We start from the raw sequence: 17,187 nt of genomic DNA, 5'->3' as shown, positions 1-17,187 counted from the left end.
CCGCAGTGTTCCACCGCATCGAGCAGCAGCGGATACCCCGCCGTATCGTCCGGTTGGGGCGGCAGGTGCGGGCAATCCGTGACGGTCAGGCGCGTACCGCTGCGCAGGCTGCGTACGGAAGCGCTGCCGGTGAACACTAGTGCGCGGGCTTCGATGGCTTCCATCACCTGCTCGGCGACGCGCTGCGCGCTGGCCAGGTCCGGTGCCAGCGACAGGCTGACTGAAAAATAGGGATCCGGGCTCACGGCACGGCCGGAAAAGACGCCGTAGCGCGCCGGCGCGTGCGCCCGGATCGCGCGCTTTACTTCGGGGTCCCAGGCGCTCACTGCCACGCCGCCCACTGCAGCACGCGTCTCCCAGATCAACTGCTGGATGGCATCGACCGATTCCTGGCTATGCGCGCGGTGGTAGCGGATACCGCCGCCGGCCGCCGATTCGGAGTCTTCTGGCAATTGCGCGCCGTCGGCAAAGATCACCACGGCATGGCCGAAGGGTGCTTCGTCGTCTTCCACCACGGTATATCCGAGACCGGCCTCGGCCAGCAGGCGTGACAGGAACTGATAGTCGGTCTCGCGGAATTGCGCGATGTGGTCGCGTTCGCCGAACGCGGCGATGCGGGCTTCGGCTCCAGCCGCATAGCGCCACTGCGCATACGGCGCATAGTCCTGCAGAACGGCTTCGATGATGCTGTCGAGTGTCCGACCTTGGAACACCTGGCTGTGACGCTGCTGCGTGGTCAGCCACAGCCACGGGACCAAAGTCAGGCGATAGCGCGCGAGGCTGCCGTCGGCACCAAGCTTCTCGGCCTGGCGGATCAGGCCGGTGCGGCGTGACTGGCCACCGCCGGCGAGCGTAGTCAGCAGCGTGATGCGCTGCCCCATCAGACTGTCCAGCGCGATGTCGGCATTGGCGCTGACCGCAACGATGCGCCATTCGAACAGCGCCGAGATGGCATCGCGGCCGATCCAGCCCTCCACCGCCAACTCCTCGAGCGGCCCTTCTCCATCCATTGCATACAGACGATGGGTAGAGGAAAAGAGATGTTGGTAGAGGCTTGCAGTGTCCATTTTCCGATGCGTCAAACCGCCGTGTTGTTCGGACGCGCTATTGCGACCTCGGCGCATAGCAATCGGCCATTTGTGCCTCTGCATCTAAAGGAAATCAACGAGCGGGGATCCGGATTCGAAGCCCGATATTCATCTCGATCAAATATCCAGAGCTTTTGTCCCTTCAACGGGACGAATTCTCGGTTCGAATGCGCACTTAGGATTTCGGCTATTTGCTAACGTGCGAGCCTCGGGCAGGATGCGGCGTCCGTATAGGAATGCGAACTGTCTTATCGCGCCGCGTGCCGCGCCGCGAGAGACTGGGGCTGTCATCGAACAACGGTGACCGAGTGTGGAAACTCGATGTCTCAACCGAACGGTCGTCCATGACGACCGTTCTTGCCTATACGTGCAAGCCACCCATGGCGGGCCGGATGAGGCAGCCGAAAGGCTGACCGGCAATAGTTGTGACACCGGTTTCCACCCTCGTCGTCAGGCCCGCCGCCCTCCTCTTGCGTCGCGCGGCGGACCTTCATGCAACGATTGGAGGTCCTATGTCGGAAATCGATTTATCTACGGCGCGGTACAGTCTCTTGGCGGTGGCAGCAGGCATTGATGGGGTACTTGCCTTGCTGGAGCAGCAGAGTGAATGGTGGGAAGGCGGCTTTGCGGCGTTTTGCCTGTTGGGGTTGGTGAAGGCGCAACTGGAGCGAGTGCTGGAGGACGAGTTGCCGGCCTCCTGATGCAGACCGCTTGCCGGGCGTTGCGGTTAAGTGCGTCTCCTCTCGCTTGTTATCTCCCTATCCCGCATAAGAGGGAGATAACAGGCACCAGCCAACGTAAAGTCCAATTACAAAAACCCGATCGAAAACCACGGCACCAACGTCAACAGCACCAGCGCCACGAACAGCGCCGCCATATGCGGCCACACCCGTGGCATCGCCACGTCCGGCGACACGCGCCCGATGGCGCAGGCGGCATAGAACCCCACGCCGAACGGCGGCGCGAACAAGCCCAGCCCCATGGCGAAGATCACGACCATGGCATAGTGCACCTCGTGCACGCCTACCATTCTGGCAATCGGGAACAGCAACGGCCCGAACAGCACGATGGCCGGGATGCCTTCCAGCAAGCTGCCCAGGATCACGAAAGCTAGCGCCGACACCAGCAGGAAACCGGTCTTCCCGCCCGGCACGGCGGACATGATGCTGACCAGGTCCTGCGCAAACCCGGACTGCGTCAGCGCCCACGCCATGGTGGTGGCACAACCCACGATCAGCAGGATCGCGCCGGACAGCACCGCGGTATCGACCAGGATGGGATAAATGCGCCGGAGGTCGAACTGACGGTACATCAGCACGCCGGCCAGCAGCGCGTAGAAGATGCCGATGGTCGATACCTCCGTGGCAGTGGCCACACCCTCCACCACGGCGGTACGGATAATGACCGGCAATGCCAGCGCCGGCAGTGCCACCATCAGCAATTTCAGCAATGCGCGGCCGGACGGACGCGGCACGTTTCGCATGTCTTCCTTGCGCGTCTGCCACCAGACCACCAGCGCCATCATCGCCAGTCCGACCAGCGCCGGCATCAGTCCGCCGATGAACAGCGAGGTGATCGACACGCCCGTGACGGAACCGACCGTGATCAGCACAATACTGGGCGGAATCGTCTCCGACATTGCGCCGGACGCCGACAGCAGCCCGATCAGTTCGCCATCCTTGGCGCCACGCTGCTTCATCTCCGGGAACAGCGCCGGCGCGACCGCCGCCATATCGGCCGTCTTCGACCCGGAGATGCCCGAGACGATATACATCGCGCCGAGCAGCACGTACTGCAGTCCGCCGCGCAGATGGCCGAGCAGCCCGGCCAGGAACTGAATCATCGCCCGGGCCAGGCCCGTCATTTCGATCAGCCCGCCCAGGAAGATGAACAGCGGCACCGCGAGCAGTATCAGGTGCGACATGCCCTCCTGCATCCGATTCGGGATGATGGACAGCGGCGTGGCCGTGGACAACGCCAGATAGCACAGCGTGGACAGTCCGAAGGCAAAGGCGATGGGTACGCCGATGGCGACGCAGGCGACCAGCATCAGCAGGAAAAAGATCACCAGGTTGGCATTGCCCAGCTCCATCAGCACCGGTGAGAGCAGCCATAGCGCGCCGCCGCCGAGCCCGACCAGCACGCCGCTGATGGCCGCCTGCGTGCGGCTCGCGCGCTCGAACAGGCGGATCACGGCGGTGACGAGCATCAGCACGGTGCCGGCCAGCACCGCCGCCGCGCGCCAGGCTTCGCTGACCTCCAGCGTCGGCGTCAGCACCTCCACATGTTCGGCCAGGTGTTCCCACGCCGGCGGCACCAGCAGCAACAGAAATGCCACCACCATCCACATGCCGCAGGCGTCCACCCACGCGCGCCGCCGCGGCGTCAGCCTGCTGACGAAGGTGGTGAGCTGCATATGCGCACTGCGCTGCAGGGCGATGATGGCGCCGAGCATTGCCAGCCACAGGAACAGGATGCCGGCAAGCTCCTCGGTCCACGGCAGCGGCGCATGCAGGGCATAGCGTGCGAAGGCGCCGCCCCCCAGGATCAGCGTCTCCGCGACGACGATCAGCGCGGCCGGCACTTCCACCAGGCAGGCCAGGATGCGTCCCCAGCGCGCGCTGGCGGGCGGTGGCGTACCGTCGGTGCGGGCGCTGCGGGCGGCATGGGCCGATACCAGTGGATCGGCGGCGTGCTCCATCATGATCTCCTCCTCTTGCATATCGGCGTGACGGCGCCTGGCCTCAGACCAGCGGTCCGGTGTATTTTTCGAGCATCTCCCAGGCCTCGTCGCCGAATTTCTTGCGCCACTCCGCATAGAAGCCCCCCTCCCGCAGCAGCTTGCGGAACGGCGCCGGATCGGGGCGGTTGAAGGCGATGCCAAGCCGGGTCATCTCCGCCTGCGCTTCGACGTCGACCCGCGCGACGTCCTCGCGCTGCTTCAGCGCCGCGGCGGCGAAGCGCGTCGTCAGCGAAGCCTGCACCTCGCGCGGCAGTGCCTGGAATTTCCTGGCATTGCCGAAGATGAAGTGGCCGTCCCAGGTATGCGCGGTCATCGAGCAAAACTTCTGCACTTCATACAACTTGCCGCTGCGGATCAGCGACAGCGGCGTCTCCTGTCCATCCACCACGCGCGTCTGCAGCGCGGAATAGAGATCGGCGAACGGAATCACCGTCGGCGCCGCGCCCAGCATCCGGAACATCGACACCCACAACGGGATCGCCGGCACGCGGATCTTGAATCCCTTCAGGTCCGCCGGCGTGTTCACCGGCCGGGTAGCGGAGGTGATATTGCGATAGCCGTTGTCCAGGCACTTCTCGAACACGTGCAGGTTCACCTTGACCAGCGCGTTGCGCACATAGGCCCCCAGTCCGCCGTCCATCGCGGCCCATACCGTGGTGTAGTCCTTGAAGGCAAAGGCCACGCCGTTGATGCTGGCGGCCGGCACGCGTGTCTGCAAATTGGTGCTGGCGGTAGACATGAAGTCGATGGCGCCGGCGAGGACCTGGGACACCATGTCAGGCTCGCTGCCAAGCTGACTGTTGGGGTAGACCTGCAGGTCCACCTTGCCGCCGGTGTCCCGGCGAATGGCCTCGGCGGCCTCCCTGATGCGCAGCGTGCCGGGATGGTCCGCGGGAAAGGCCGTGCCATACCTGAGCTTGATCGTGGCGTTCTGGGCGAACGCTTTGCGCCCGGGCAAGGCCAGCGCCAGTCCGCTGGCAGCGAGTGCGCCGAACTGCCGGCGAGTTAACCGATTGGCCATGATGTGCTTGTCTCCTGTTGTTCAAGTTGTCGCCGTGAAGGACATGAGCGCCGCGGCGCCGCGCTCGCGCAGCACCGTCAGGTGTGCGGCCAGCCGCAGCTGGAACTGCTTGGGCCACGGTGCCTCGCCAAAGACGGCACCATGCGCCAGGGCCTGGTGTATGGCGTCCGTATCGTCGTGCGCGCCGCGCAACGCGGCGGCAAGCGGCGGAGCACCGGGATCGGAGGCGGCCAGCGGCTCGCCGTGCTGGTTGGTGTCGCAGCGCAAATAGTGGAGCCACAGCGCCAGGGCGCGCTCCAGGCATGGCCGCGCGACGCCGGCTGCGAGGCTTTCGCGCAGGGCCGGCAGCCAGCGCAGCGGCACCTTCTGCGTGCCATCCGCGGCAATCTGCGCCGTGCGGTGGTCTAGCGCGGCATTGCGGAAGCGCTGCAGCAAGGCCTCGCTGTAAGCGGCCACGTCATATCCGGGCGGCGCTTGCACGGTGGCGCGCAGGTCAGCCATCACTCCGCGGGCGAAGGCGCCGACCAGCGGATCGTCCATGGCCTCGGCAACAGTCTGCAGGCCGCACAGTTGTCCGGCATAAGCGATAGCGGAATGGGTGCCGTTGAGCAGCTGCAGCTTCATCGCCTGGAACGGTCGGACATCGCCGGTCAGCAGCGCGCCGCCCGCTTCCCACGCCGGCCTGGGTCCGGCGAAGCGGTCCTCGATCACCCACTGCGTGAAGGCCTCGCAGACAATGGCGGCCTCGTCGCGCAAACCCAGGCGGCGCTGCGCGTCACGGCGCGATGCGGGCGTGGCAGCGGGGACGATGCGGTCCACCATGGTGTTGGGGAAGGTTACGTCGTCGCGCACGCGACGGGCCAGCACGGGGTCCTTCAGCGCTGCGTACTGCCCCAGCAGCTTGCGCAGCGTGTCGCCGTTGGTTGGCATGTTGTCGCAGCACACGATGCTGAGCGGCGCCCCGGCGGGCCGACGGCGCAGTCCGGCAGCCAGTACGCCGAGCGTGCTTCTGGGCGCGTCGCGATGAGCCAGGTCGTGTCGGATATCGGGGTGTTGCGTGTCCAGGTCGGCGCTGGACGGATGCAGGCAGTAGCCCTTTTCTGTCACGGTGCAGGTCACCACGGCGATGCCGGGGTCGGCCAGCGCGCCGAGCACCTCCTCCAGCGCATGCGGGGCATACCACGCCTGCACCACGGCGCCGACGACGCGCGTGGTGGCCGCAGCGCCTTCGCACTCGGTCACCGAATACAGGAAATCCTGCGCCGCCAGCGTACGTGGTGTGCGCGGCTCCCGCAGGCTGACGCCGACAATGCCCCAGCGGCTGTCCCCGGCGTGGATCGCGGCCTCGGTGTACAGCGCCTGGTGCGCGCGATGGAACGCGCCGAGGCCCAGGTGCAGCACGCCGCGCGACAAGCGGCTGCGATCGTAGCCTGGCTGTTGCACCTCGGCGTTGGCGCGGCAACAGTTGCGTTGCGTGAGCCTCATCGGCGGTACCTCGGCAAGTCAATTGTGAGCGGCATCGTGCGTGCATCCGGCGATATCTTCGATGCGATGAAGTTTGCACGCAGCCGTGGTGTCCAACGTGCGGTGCTTTCGCGATTCACTACGGCAAAGGCTGCATTTGATTGCGGAATCGGCCGTACTCCGCCGCATTCGGCCCGCAGTACTCTGGCCGCATCCACACCGATGCTGGCGTTACGCAAACAGGCGGCGCCATCGGGCCAAGACAACGACGATCCGGCCGGAGACACCTTTTGAAGATCGAACAGATAAAAACCATCGTCACCTGCCCGGGGCGCAACTTCGTGACGGTCAAGGTGGTCACCGATGCAGGCGTGTACGGACTCGGCGACGCCACGCTCAACGGCCGCGAGCTCGCGGTACGGGCGTACCTGGACGAACATGTGATCCCATGCCTGATCGGCCGCGATCCGCGCAGCATCGAGGACATCTGGCAATACCTCTACCGCGGCGCTTACTGGCGGCGCGGTCCGGTCACGATGACCGCCATCGCGGCCATCGACATGGCGCTGTGGGACATCCTGGGAAAGCTGGCCGGCATGCCCGTGTACCAGTTGCTGGGCGGCCGCAGCCGCCATGGCCTGATGGTGTACGGCCACGCTAATGGCCGCGACCACGCCGAGGCCATCGATGCGGTGCACCGCCATATCGAACAGGGCTACAAGGCGATTCGCGTGCAGTCTGGCGTGCCGGGCTTGTCCAAGGTGTATGGCGTCGGCACGCAACCCGGCCACTACGAACCAGCGCAGAAGGGCTTGCCGCCGGAGGAGCCCTGGGACACAGCGCTGTACCTGCGCCACACGCCCGCACTGTTCCGCAAGGTGCGCGAAGCCGTCGGCTTCGGCCCGCATCTGCTGCACGATGCGCACCACCGGCTGACACCGATCGAAGCGGCCAGCCTCGGCAAGGCGCTGGAGCCCTTCAGCCTGTTCTGGCTGGAAGACGCAACTCCGGCGGAGAACCAGGAGGCATTCCGGCTGATCCGCCAGCACACCACCACCCCGCTTGCGGTCGGTGAAGTCTTCAATTCACTTTGGGATTCCAAGGAGCTGATCGGCCATCAGCTGATCGACTACATCCGCACCACCATCGTCCACGCCGGCGGCATCACGCATGTGCGTCGCATCGCGGACTTCGCCGCGATCCACCAGGTCCGAACCGGCTTTCACGGCGCGACCGATTTGTCACCGATATGCATGGCGGCGGCGGTCAACTTCGGGCTGTGGGCGCCGAACTTCGGCATCCAGGAACTGATGCCGCATGGCCCACTGATCGACGAGGTGTTTCCGCACAACTACCGGCTGGAGGATGGCCACCTGGTAATGGACGACGTACCCGGCCTTGGCGTCGATATCGACGAGGCGCTGGCGGCCCGGTATCCGTACGAGCGCGCCTACCTGCCGGTGGCGCGGCTGCGCGATGGCGCGATGTGGAACTGGTAGCGGCCAGCGCCAGTTGACCGGAACAAGGAGCAAGCATGCTTAGCATCGTGGTCGAGCAACCGCACCGCATGGTGGTGCGCGAGCGGCCCAACCCATGCCCTGCCGAGGGCGAGGTGCGCGTGCGCGTCCGCCTCGCCGGCATCTGCGGTTCGGACCTGCATATCTACCATGGCAAGAATCCGTTTGCGACGTATCCACGCGTGATCGGGCATGAGTTCGTCGGCCATATCGATGCGGTCGGCTCTGGCGTCGGCGCTGACCGCATCGGTGAGCGCGTGGTGGTGGATCCGGTGATCAGTTGCGGCCAGTGCCATGCCTGCCGCATCGGCCGGCACAATGTCTGCCAGCGGCTCCAGGTGATAGGCGTGCACCGCGATGGCGGCTTCAGCCAATTCGCATGCGTGCCGGCGCGTAACGCCTACACTGTCCCTGACGGCATGCCGAGCGCCAGTGCAGCGGTGATCGAGCCGTTTGCCGTGGCGGCCAACGCCACCCACCGCACCGGTGTGCTGCCCTCCGACGTGGCGCTGATCTACGGTGCCGGGCCGGTCGGCCTGAACCTGCTGCAAGTCTTGAAGCGTGTGTATGGCGTACGCACCTTCATCACCGATCATGTCGATGAGCGGCTGGCCCTGGCGCGCGGCTGCGGCGCGGAAGAAGACGAGATCATCAACACCGCGCGCGAACCCCTTGCCCGCGCCCTCGAACGGCGCGGCGTGGGCGGCGGGCCAACGCTGATCTACGACGCGGTCTGCCATCCCGCCATCCTCGAGGAAGCCGTGGCGATGGCCGCGCCGGCGGGCCGCATCGGTGTGCTCGGGTTTTCCGCCGCGCCGTCGGCCGTGCCGCAGCAGGCGCTGACCAGCAAGGAACTGACCTTGTACGCCTCGCGGCTGAACTGCGCGATGTTTCCCACCGTGATCGACTGGATTGCACGGGGGCTGGTGGACCCGGGCCGTATCGTTACGCACCAGATCAACTTCCGCGACGTGGCCGGCGCCTTCGACCTCGCCGAAAGCCATCCGCGCGCCTGCTGCAAGGTGCTGCTCGACCTGGGCGAGGACGCGTGACATGCGTGCGACCTTCGACATCGTCGCGCTCGGCGAGCCCATGGTCGAGTTCAACCACGCCGGCCCGCGCGATTCGCGTACCTATGTGCAGGGCTTTGGCGGCGATACCTCCAACGCCATCATCGCCGCGGCCCGCCAGGGTGCGCGGTGCGCCTACCTGACCAGGGTGGGCGACGATGAATTCGGCCGCATGTGCGTGTACCTGTTGCGCACCGAGCGGGTCGACACCAGCGGCGTGGTCATCGACGGCTCGGCGCCTACCGGCCTCTACTTCGTCCATCACGGGCCGGATGGCCACATCTTCACTTATCGGCGCACGGGTTCCGCCGCGAGCCGGATGCAGCCCGCCGACCTGCCGGTGGCATTGCTGGAACGTGCCACGTGGCTACACGTCTCCGGCATCAGCCAGGCCATCAGCGCGTCTGCCGCGCGCACCGTGCGCGAGGCCATCCGCATCGCCCGCCAGGCCGGCACCAAGGTGTCCTACGATCCCAACCTGCGCCTCAAGCTCTGGCCCCTGGAGCGGGCCCGCGAGGTCATCCTCGCTACCCTGTCCCTGTGCGACCTGTTCCTGCCCAGCCTTGACGACGTGCGCCAGCTTGCCGGCATCGACGATCCCGAAGGCATCGTCGACTGGTGCCACCGGATGGGCGCACCGCATGTGGTCTTGAAGCTGGGCAGCCAGGGTTGCCTGGTGTCCGCCGGCGGACAGCGGACCGCGGTGGCGCCCTTCCCCGTCGACGCTGTCGACGCCACCGGCGCAGGCGACTGCTTCGACGGCACTTATCTGGCGCGGCTGGTAGCCGGGGATGACGCTGTGTCCGCTGCCCGATGGGCGGCGGTGGCAGCCGCGCTGGCCACCACCGGCCAGGGCGCCGTGGCCCCGCTGCCGGAGACGCAGGCGGTCTGGAATGCGCTGAAAGCGCAATCTTGAAGGTGGCGACGCCGCGACATTCACGCTGACTGCGCGCCCGCTCGCGAACGGAATCCGTCGATTCAGCCCATGGGCCTGGAACGGCGCCAGGCGGTGGCCTATACCTGTCGCATGCCAATCTTCCTGACGACGAGGTATCCCATGCACCACGCCTTCCCGCCCAACGATCCCAACGCCATGGCCTACTGGCGCGCGCGCCGCATGGTGCGCGCGCTGCGCGGCTGGTATATCCACCTGCTGGTCTACGCCGTGGTCAATGCGTGGCTGTGGTTCCGCTTCTTCTACTTCCCGTCGCCGCCGTGGTCGCATTACGCCACCACCGGTTGGCCGTGGCCGCTGACCACCACGCTGGCCTGGGGACTGGGACTGGCCCTGCATGGATTGCTGGTCTGGAGCAGGCTGTCGCGTCGCGGCCGCGACTGGGAACAGCGCAAGATCCAGGAATTCATGGACCGGCACTAGCCGGACCTCTGGCCGGCGGCGCGTGGCGCCGGCCAGCTTACATTTGCCGGAACCGATGCATGTAGGCACGCGACACCGGCAGTTCGGCATCGCTGCCGCGCATCCGGACAAAGAGTCGGCCCGACTCGTCGCGCCGCGTGCCGGCCACGTATTCCATATTGACGATGGATGAGCGGTGGATCTGCCAGAACACCTCCGGGTCCAGGCCGGCGATCAATTCCGCCAGCGGCGTGCGGATCAGGTGCTCGCCATCGCGGGTATGGACTACCACGTACTTGTCGTCGCTCTGGAAGTACATCACCTCCTGGATCGGCACGTGGCTGGTGGTATTGCCGCGGCTGGCGCGGACCCACCGCAACTGGCCGCCGCCCTCCGCGCGCGGCTGGGCGCGGGTCAGCTGGTTCAGCAGTTGTGCCAGTTCGGGCAGGGGCGCCGCTTCCTGCAGCGCCTTGCGCAACCGCTCGATGGTGCGGCCGAGCCGTTCCTCGCTGACCGGCTTGACCAGATAGTCCACCGCCGCCCGCTCGAAGGCATCGAGCGCAAATTCGTCATAGGCCGTGACGAACACCAGCCGCGTATCGGTTTCGATGCCCTGCGCCACTTCCAGCCCGGACAGGCCAGGCATCTTGATATCGAGGAAGGCGACGTTCGGCGACAACCGTGCGATGGCTTCGGCGGCCTCGATGCCGTTGGTCGCCTCGGCAACGATCTGCAACTCCGGCCACAGGCGCTGCAGCTTGCCGCGCAGGTACGCACGCAGGTGTTCTTCGTCATCGGCGATCAGGGCGGTTGGCGTCATCGGGCGTCTCCGGTTCAGGATGCAGGCGGCAGCGGCAGATCGATCAGCACCGCGGTGCCCGGCGAGCGCTCTTCGATCCTGACGTGGGCATCGCCGTCATACAGCACCGCCAGCCGTTCGCGCAGGTTCGACAGGCCGACGCCGGCGCCCGCCGACGGCCGGAAGCCCATGCCATCGTCCTCGATCGTCGCCAGCATGCGCGCGCCGCGCCGCTCCAGCCGGACCAGCAGCCGCCCGCCCTCGATCTTCGGCTCCAGGCCATGCTTGATCGCATTCTCGACCACGGGCTGCAGCAGCATCGGTGCGAGCGGCATCGCTTCGAGCTCCGGGTCGACATCGACCGCGTAATGCAGCCGCTCGCCCATGCGGATGCGGATCAGCGCCAGATAATCGCGCAGCAGCTTCGCCTCCTGCGCCACCGTACCCTGTGTCGCGCGGCTGGCGGCAAGCGACGCGCGCAGGTAGGCGATGAAATGCTCCAGCATCATCGTGGCCTTCTGCGGCGCGGGCTCGATCAGGCTGACCACGTTGGCCAGCGTATTGAACAGGAAGTGCGGCTCGATCTGCGCCTGCAGCAGCTTCATGCGCGCCTCGACCAGCTGCTTCTCCGTCGACAGCGTGCGCACCTGTTCCTGCGCCATGTACTCGGCAATCTTGCGCTCTTCCCACCGCCGCCCAAGCAGACCGACGCGGCCCCAGGTCATGATGCCGTGCACCGCGAGGCCGATGCCCCAGCCCAGCAGCGGGCCACCCGCCCACGGCCGGTGCGACGGGCCCAGCAGATGGAAGCCGATCAGCATCGCGTTCACCACCACGTAGACCATGGCATGCAGATAGAAGAAGCGCAACGCGCGCACGCGGTGGCGGGCTTCTTCATAGGCACGCTGCTCGGGGGCGGCGCGCCAGAGGCGCGAGTGGGGGAAAGGCACGGGCGGTGGTTGGGGTGCGAATTTGTGCAGGTTACCACCGGCCCCAAGGGGGCTGATATGCGGGTGCCGGGAATCGACGGGATGGCGGCGTGAAACGACGGAAATCAGGCGTCGACGCCCGGGTGTGGGCCGGCTACCGCTGTGACACCGCCTCGGACATCCCAAAAACAAAACGGGCCACGCCATGCGTAGCCCGTCTTTCAATTCTGGTGCCGGCTGCAGGACTCGAACCCGCCACCTGATGATTACAAATCAACTGCTCTACCTGATGAGCTAAGCCGGCATATTGATGCAGACCGCGATTCTACTGCATTGCGGTCGGCTTTGGGATGGCTTACTTCACTACTTTCAGTGCAGGCTTCTTGCCGCCGATGCGGGGCACCGGGGGCGGCGTGTCGTCGTCGCCGGGGCCGGTGTCGCTGGTGGTTGCCGGGGTTTCGGCTTCGACCGGGGCGAGCTTGGGCGGCGGGTTGTTTTCACGTTCGGTGGCGGCCTGGGTCTCCGGCACGCTGCGTTCGACCGGGAAGGCCATGCCCTGTCCGTTCTCGCGCGCGTAGATCGCCAGCACGTTCTCGACGGGCACGTCGATCTTGCGGGATACACCGCCGAAGCGTGCGCTGAAGGTGATCCACTCGTTGCCCATGTCCAGGCCGCTGGTGGCGTCGAAGCTGACGTTCAGCACGATCTCGTTGTTCTTGACGAACTCGCGCGGCACGTTGGTGTTGGCGTCGACGAAGACGGCGATGTACGGCGTGAAGCCGTTGTCCGTGCACCATTCGTAGATGGCGCGGATCAGGTAGGGCTTGGTGGAGGTTTCAGGCATTGTGCTTCCAATGGCGCCGCGATGGCCCGAGGGCGGTTGCCGTCGGGCCGGTGCCGGTTAGCGGCGCATCACCTTTTCGGACGGGGTCAGCGCTTCGATGTACGCGGGACGGCTGAAAATGCGTTCAGCATACTTCAGCAGCGGCGCGGCGTTCTTCGACAGCTCGATGCCGTAGTGGTCCAGGCGCCACAGCAGCGGCGCGATAGCGACGTCGAGCATCGAGAACTCTTCGCCCAGCATGTACTTGTTCTTGACGAAGATCGGTGCCAGCTGCGTCAGGCGGTCGCGGATCGCGGCGCGGGCGCGTTCGTGGTTCTTTTCCGCGGCCTTGCCCTTTTCGTTCTCCAGCGTGTAGACGTGGGTGAACAGTTCCTTTTCGAAGTTGAACAGGAACAGGCGGGCGCGGGCGCGCTGCACCGGGTCGGCCGGCATCAGCTGCGGGTGCGGGAAGCGCTCGTCGATGTACTCGTTGATGATGTTCGACTCATACAGGATGAGGTCGCGCTCGACCAGGATGGGCACCTGGCCGTACGGGTTCATCACCGAAATATCTTCGGGCTTGTTGAACAGGTCGACGTCGCGGATTTCAAAATCCATGCCCTTTTCGAACAGGACAAGGCGGCAACGTTGGGAAAACGGGCAAGTCGTACCCGAATACAACACCATCATGGTTGGATTCCTTGGGCTTAGCCGGAGCTGGGTCGGACAGTAAGGTCTGCCATTCTGCCAAACTCGGCTACCGAAAAGCAAATAAGTGACAAATGCGGCGCTTTTGCTCAGGCTTCTAGCTGCTACAAATTAGAAAGGCCAGGGGCGGCGCTGCTTTCGCAGCAACCGCCCCTGGCCTGTCTGGATCAGGGCCTGAACCAGGCCCTGGCACAACTTACTTCACATCTTTCCAGTACGCCGCGTTCAGGCGCCAGGCGAACACGGTGAACACGCCCAGGAACAGCAGCACCCAGACGCCCAGGCGCTTGCGGTGGTTCTGCGCGGGCTCGGCCATCCAGTCGAGGAAGCTGACAAGGTCGGCGGCCATCTGGTCGTACTCGACCTTGCTCAGCTTGCCCGGGCTCAGTTGCTCGAAGCCGGCGAACTTGTGCACCTTCTCGCCATGCTCTTCCACTTCGGTGAACTTGGCGGCGCGCTGGCCCTGCAGTTCCCACAGCACGTGCGGCATGCCGACGCTCGGGAACACCAGGTTGTTCCAGCCGGTGGCGCGGCTGTCGTCACGATAGAACGTGCGCAGGTAGGTGTAGAGCCAGTCGTCGCCCCGGGCGCGCGCGATCACCGACAGGTCAGGCGGCTGCGCGCCGAAGAAGGCCTTGGCTTCCTTCGGCTGCATGGCGATGTTCATGGTCTCGCCCACCTTGTCCGCGGTGAACAGCAGGTTCTCGCGGATCTGGTCGTCGGTCAGGCCGATGTCCTTGAGCCGGTTGTAGCGCATCATCGATGCGCCGTGGCAGTTCAGGCAGTAGTTGACGAACACCTTGGCGCCGCGCTGCAGCGACGACAGGTCGGCGGTGTTCACCGGCGCCGGCTCGAGGGGGAAGCCCCCCTCGGCAGCCATGGCGGGCGCGCCGGCAATGCAGGCGCCGGCCAGCGCGAGGATCGAAAGCAGCTTTTTCATCTTGTGTCCTTGTGCTCTTGTCGGGGTTCGCTTCGCTCAGTGCGGGTGGAACGTGACACGCTCCGGGACCGGCTTGAACTCGCCGACACGGCTCCACAGCGGCATGGTCAGGAAGAAGGCGAAGTACAGCAGCGTACCGAGCTGCGACACCTTCTCACCCACCGGCGACGGCGGTTGCACGCCGAGATAGCCGAGCACCAGGAACACCACCACGAAGACGATCAGGATGGTCTTGTGGAAGGCGGGACGATAGCGGATGGACTTGACCGGCGAGCAGTCGAGCCACGGCAGGAAGAACAGGATCACCACCGAGCCGCCCATCACCAGCACGCCCCAGAACTTGGCGTCGATGAAGTAGAAGCCCACGGCCAGAATCACCGCGATGGCGATGGCACCGATCTTGACGCGCGCATCCTTGCTGCGCAGGAACACCATGCCGAGCAGCAGCGCGAAGAACACCCACAGGATCGGCAGGAAGTTCGACGTGGTGGCGCGCAGCATCGAGTAGAACGGCGTGAAGTACCAGACCGGCGCGATATGCGGCGGGGTCTTCAGCGGATCGGCCGGGAAGAAGTTGTTGGCTTCCAGGAAATAGCCGCCCACTTCGGGGAAGAAGAAGATCACGGCCGAGAACAGGATCAGGAACCCGCCCACGCCGAGCAGGTCATGCACCGAGTAGTACGGGTGGAACGGGATGCCGTCCAGCGGGATGCCGTTTTCGTCCTTCTTGGCCTTGATCTCGACGCCGTCCGGGTTGTTCGAGCCCACTTCGTGCAGCGCGATGATGTGGGCGATCACCAGGCCCAGCAGCACCAGCGGCACGGCGATGACGTGGAACGAGAAGAAGCGGTTCAGGGTCGCGTCGCTGACCACGTAGTCACCGCGGATGAACAGCGACAGGTCCTGACCGATCACCGGAATGGCCGAGAACAGGTTCACGATCACCTGGGCGCCCCAGTACGACATCTGGCCCCACGGCAGCAGGTAGCCCATGAAGGCTTCGGCCATCAGGCACAGGAAGATCAGGCAGCCGAAGATCCAGACCAGCTCGCGCGGCTTGCGATACGAACCGTACAGCAGGCCGCGGAACATATGCAGGTAGACCACGACGAAGAAGGCCGAGGCGCCGGTCGAATGCATGTAGCGCACCAGCCAGCCCCACGGCACTTCGCGCATGATGTATTCCACGCTGGCAAAGGCCACCGGAATGCCGGCGGCATTCAGCGTGCCGTCCGGCTTGTAGTTCATCACCAGGAAGATGCCGGTGACGATCTGGATCACCAGCACCAGCAGCGCCAGCGAACCGAAGAAATACCAGAAGTTGAAGTTCTTCGGCGCGTAGTAGCGGGACAGGTGGTCTTCCCACAGCTGGGTCGCGGGAAAGCGGGCGTCGATCCAGCCCAGCAGGCCGGTCGTCTTGACTTGTTTTTCGGCCGCCATGATCAGGCTTCTCCTTTCTCGTCCTTGCCGATCACGATCTTGCTTTCGGACAGGAACTGGTAGGGGGGAACATCGAGATTCTGTGGAGCCGGCTTGTTCTTGAAGACGCGCCCGGCCAGGTCGAAGGTCGAACCGTGGCAGGGGCAGAGGAAACCGGGATCAGTGCCGAGTTGAGGATTGGCACCGGGGGCGAAGGGGCCCGAGGGGGAACAGCCGAGATGGGAACAGATGCCCACTACCACCAGCACGTCCTTGTGTTCCGGACGCGAACGGGTTTCGTTCTTGCAGTACTCGGGCGTCTGCATGGTGAACGGGATATCGGAATTGGGATCGGCCACTTCGCCGTCCGTCTTCTTCAACGACGCCAGTTGCTCCTCCGTGCGCCGCATGATCCAGACCGGTTTGCCGCGCCACTCGACGGTCATCATCTCGCCCGGCTTCAGGGCGCCGATATCCGCCTCGACTGGGGCACCCGCGGCCTTGGCCTTCTCCGATGGTGCAAAGGTACTGACGAAAGGAACCGCTACCGCTACGCCTCCGACGCCGCCAGCGACGGATGTCGCGATCAACCAATTGCGGCGACCTTTATCCACGCTCTTCACGTCTTGCTGGTCACTCATTCCAAACCCCAGGGGAAGTCAATTTAGATTTTGCGTCAACCATAAAGTGTACCTTAGACACCTGCGCACTAGATAGGCAGAAAATGCCACGGCCGCGCGCGATTATCGGACATGCACCCCGGAAATCCGCCTGCACGCTTGATTTCCGGTGAGTGATGCGGCAGGCTTCCAGCTTGAAACCGTTCATCCATAGCCACAAGAAGGAGAACCCCCCATGGGCATGATCTCGGAATTCAGAACCTTCGCCGTACGCGGCAACGTCATCGACCTGGCTGTCGGTGTGATCATTGGCGCGGCCTTCGGCAAGATCGTGGATTCGGTGGTCAACGACCTGATCATGCCGTTGGTGGGCCGTGTGGTGGGCAAGCTGGATTTCTCCAGTATGTTCATTGTTCTGGCGGATCCCCCTCCCGGGACACCGCTGACGCTCGATGCCCTGAAGAAGGCCGGCGTGCCGGTGTTTGCCTATGGCAATTTCCTGACCATCGTTGTCAACTTCATCATCCTGGCCTTCATCATCTTCCTGATGGTGCGCGCCTTCAACCGGATGCGCGCGGCGGAACCGGCGCCGCCGCCCGCCGCCCCGCCCGAGGAAGTGGCGCTGCTGCGTGAAATCCGTGACAGCCTGAAGGCGCGCTGATTTCGAATCCCGAACGATAAAACGGCCC

18 protein-coding genes and 1 tRNA gene are annotated in these 17,187 nt (G+C 65.1%); 7 read left to right on the top strand and 12 right to left on the bottom strand.

What is annotated here, in order from left to right; genetic code table 11:
• Nucleotides 1-1,067: type VI secretion system Vgr family protein (locus tag C7416_RS24960; protein WP_146604303.1), on the bottom strand; the 1,067-nt coding region annotated here is incomplete at its 3' end.
• 533 nt (nt 1,068-1,600) lie between these two features.
• On the opposite strand from C7416_RS24960, the gene C7416_RS24955 reads away from it, so the two are divergent.
• Complete coding sequence (locus C7416_RS24955) at nt 1,601-1,789, top strand: DUF1484 family protein (protein WP_111521365.1); 189 nt, start codon at nt 1,601-1,603, stop codon at nt 1,787-1,789.
• Nucleotides 1,790-1,896: 107 nt separating this feature from the next.
• Here the strand turns inward: C7416_RS24955 and C7416_RS24950 are convergent, their stop codons facing one another.
• From C7416_RS24950 to C7416_RS24940, 3 genes are read right to left on the bottom strand one after another with little or no spacing between them, the layout of a single operon-like run.
• Nucleotides 1,897-3,789, bottom strand: coding sequence for a TRAP transporter large permease (locus C7416_RS24950; RefSeq protein ID WP_240988213.1), 1,893 nt, complete (start codon nt 3,787-3,789; stop codon nt 1,897-1,899).
• 43 nt (nt 3,790-3,832) lie between these two features.
• Nucleotides 3,833-4,852 carry a TRAP transporter substrate-binding protein gene (locus C7416_RS24945; protein WP_111521363.1) on the bottom strand — a complete coding sequence of 340 codons (1,020 nt, stop codon included), beginning with the start codon at nt 4,850-4,852 and terminating at the stop codon, nt 3,833-3,835.
• Nucleotides 4,853-4,873: 21 nt separating this feature from the next.
• Nucleotides 4,874-6,337 (bottom strand): mannitol dehydrogenase family protein, encoded by a 1,464-nt coding sequence (locus C7416_RS24940; RefSeq protein WP_111521362.1) that lies wholly within the window; start codon nt 6,335-6,337, stop codon nt 4,874-4,876.
• Nucleotides 6,338-6,361: 24 nt separating this feature from the next.
• Between C7416_RS24940 and C7416_RS29005 the strand changes: the two genes are divergently transcribed.
• The 5 genes from C7416_RS29005 to C7416_RS24920 all read left to right on the top strand — a co-directional run bounded on the left by C7416_RS29005 (nt 6,362) and on the right by C7416_RS24920 (nt 10,281).
• Complete coding sequence (locus C7416_RS29005) at nt 6,362-6,610, top strand: hypothetical protein (RefSeq protein ID WP_146604302.1); 249 nt, start codon at nt 6,362-6,364, stop codon at nt 6,608-6,610.
• Nucleotides 6,607-7,815 carry a D-mannonate dehydratase ManD gene (gene manD, locus C7416_RS24935; RefSeq protein WP_111521361.1) on the top strand — a complete coding sequence of 403 codons (1,209 nt, stop codon included), beginning with the start codon at nt 6,607-6,609 and terminating at the stop codon, nt 7,813-7,815. Before C7416_RS29005 ends, manD begins: the two co-directional genes overlap by 4 nt.
• Before the next feature lie 35 nt (nt 7,816-7,850).
• Nucleotides 7,851-8,885: a Zn-dependent oxidoreductase gene (locus C7416_RS24930; protein WP_111521360.1), complete on the top strand. Its 1,035-nt coding sequence runs from the start codon at nt 7,851-7,853 to the stop codon at nt 8,883-8,885.
• A 1-nt stretch (nt 8,886) separates the two neighbouring features.
• Nucleotides 8,887-9,819 carry a sugar kinase gene (locus tag C7416_RS24925; RefSeq protein WP_111521359.1) on the top strand — a complete coding sequence of 311 codons (933 nt, stop codon included), beginning with the start codon at nt 8,887-8,889 and terminating at the stop codon, nt 9,817-9,819.
• 141 nt (nt 9,820-9,960) lie between these two features.
• Complete coding sequence (locus C7416_RS24920; protein WP_111521372.1) at nt 9,961-10,281, top strand: 2TM domain-containing protein; 321 nt, start codon at nt 9,961-9,963, stop codon at nt 10,279-10,281.
• Nucleotides 10,282-10,318: 37 nt separating this feature from the next.
• Here the strand turns inward: C7416_RS24920 and C7416_RS24915 are convergent, their stop codons facing one another.
• The 8 genes from C7416_RS24915 to petA all read right to left on the bottom strand — a co-directional run bounded on the left by C7416_RS24915 (nt 10,319) and on the right by petA (nt 16,519).
• Nucleotides 10,319-11,080 carry a LytR/AlgR family response regulator transcription factor gene (locus C7416_RS24915; RefSeq protein ID WP_111521358.1) on the bottom strand — a complete coding sequence of 254 codons (762 nt, stop codon included), beginning with the start codon at nt 11,078-11,080 and terminating at the stop codon, nt 10,319-10,321.
• 14 nt (nt 11,081-11,094) lie between these two features.
• Complete coding sequence (locus C7416_RS24910; RefSeq protein WP_111521357.1) at nt 11,095-12,009, bottom strand: sensor histidine kinase; 915 nt, start codon at nt 12,007-12,009, stop codon at nt 11,095-11,097.
• Nucleotides 12,010-12,216: 207 nt separating this feature from the next.
• A tRNA-Thr gene (locus C7416_RS24905) sits at nt 12,217-12,292 on the bottom strand.
• Between the two features lie 51 nt (nt 12,293-12,343).
• Nucleotides 12,344-12,832 (bottom strand): ClpXP protease specificity-enhancing factor, encoded by a 489-nt coding sequence (locus C7416_RS24900; RefSeq protein ID WP_111521356.1) that lies wholly within the window; start codon nt 12,830-12,832, stop codon nt 12,344-12,346.
• Nucleotides 12,833-12,889: 57 nt separating this feature from the next.
• Nucleotides 12,890-13,501, bottom strand: coding sequence for a glutathione S-transferase N-terminal domain-containing protein (locus tag C7416_RS24895; protein WP_010812311.1), 612 nt, complete (start codon nt 13,499-13,501; stop codon nt 12,890-12,892).
• Nucleotides 13,502-13,715: 214 nt separating this feature from the next.
• The gene (locus C7416_RS24890) at nt 13,716-14,459 is read right to left on the bottom strand and encodes a cytochrome c1 (protein ID WP_111521355.1); all 744 of its coding nucleotides are present in this window, start codon (nt 14,457-14,459) and stop codon (nt 13,716-13,718) included.
• 36 nt (nt 14,460-14,495) lie between these two features.
• Nucleotides 14,496-15,899, bottom strand: coding sequence for a cytochrome b (locus C7416_RS24885; RefSeq protein ID WP_012354073.1), 1,404 nt, complete (start codon nt 15,897-15,899; stop codon nt 14,496-14,498).
• 2 nt (nt 15,900-15,901) lie between these two features.
• On the bottom strand, nt 15,902-16,519 hold the full coding sequence (gene petA / locus C7416_RS24880) for a ubiquinol-cytochrome c reductase iron-sulfur subunit (RefSeq protein ID WP_018004948.1): 618 nt from the start codon (nt 16,517-16,519) through the stop codon (nt 15,902-15,904).
• Between the two features lie 214 nt (nt 16,520-16,733).
• On the opposite strand from petA, the gene mscL reads away from it, so the two are divergent.
• Nucleotides 16,734-17,159, top strand: a complete 426-nt coding sequence (mscL, locus tag C7416_RS24875) for a large conductance mechanosensitive channel protein MscL (RefSeq protein ID WP_111521354.1) — start codon at nt 16,734-16,736, stop codon at nt 17,157-17,159.
• Nucleotides 17,160-17,187 lie beyond the last annotated feature (28 nt).

It is taken from the genome of Cupriavidus phytorum, assembly GCF_003254285.1.
In the GTDB taxonomy this organism is placed as follows: domain Bacteria; phylum Pseudomonadota; class Gammaproteobacteria; order Burkholderiales; family Burkholderiaceae; genus Cupriavidus; species Cupriavidus phytorum.
The sequence above is the reverse complement of the archived record's forward strand: the minus strand, read 5'-3'. Positions and strand labels throughout refer to the sequence as shown.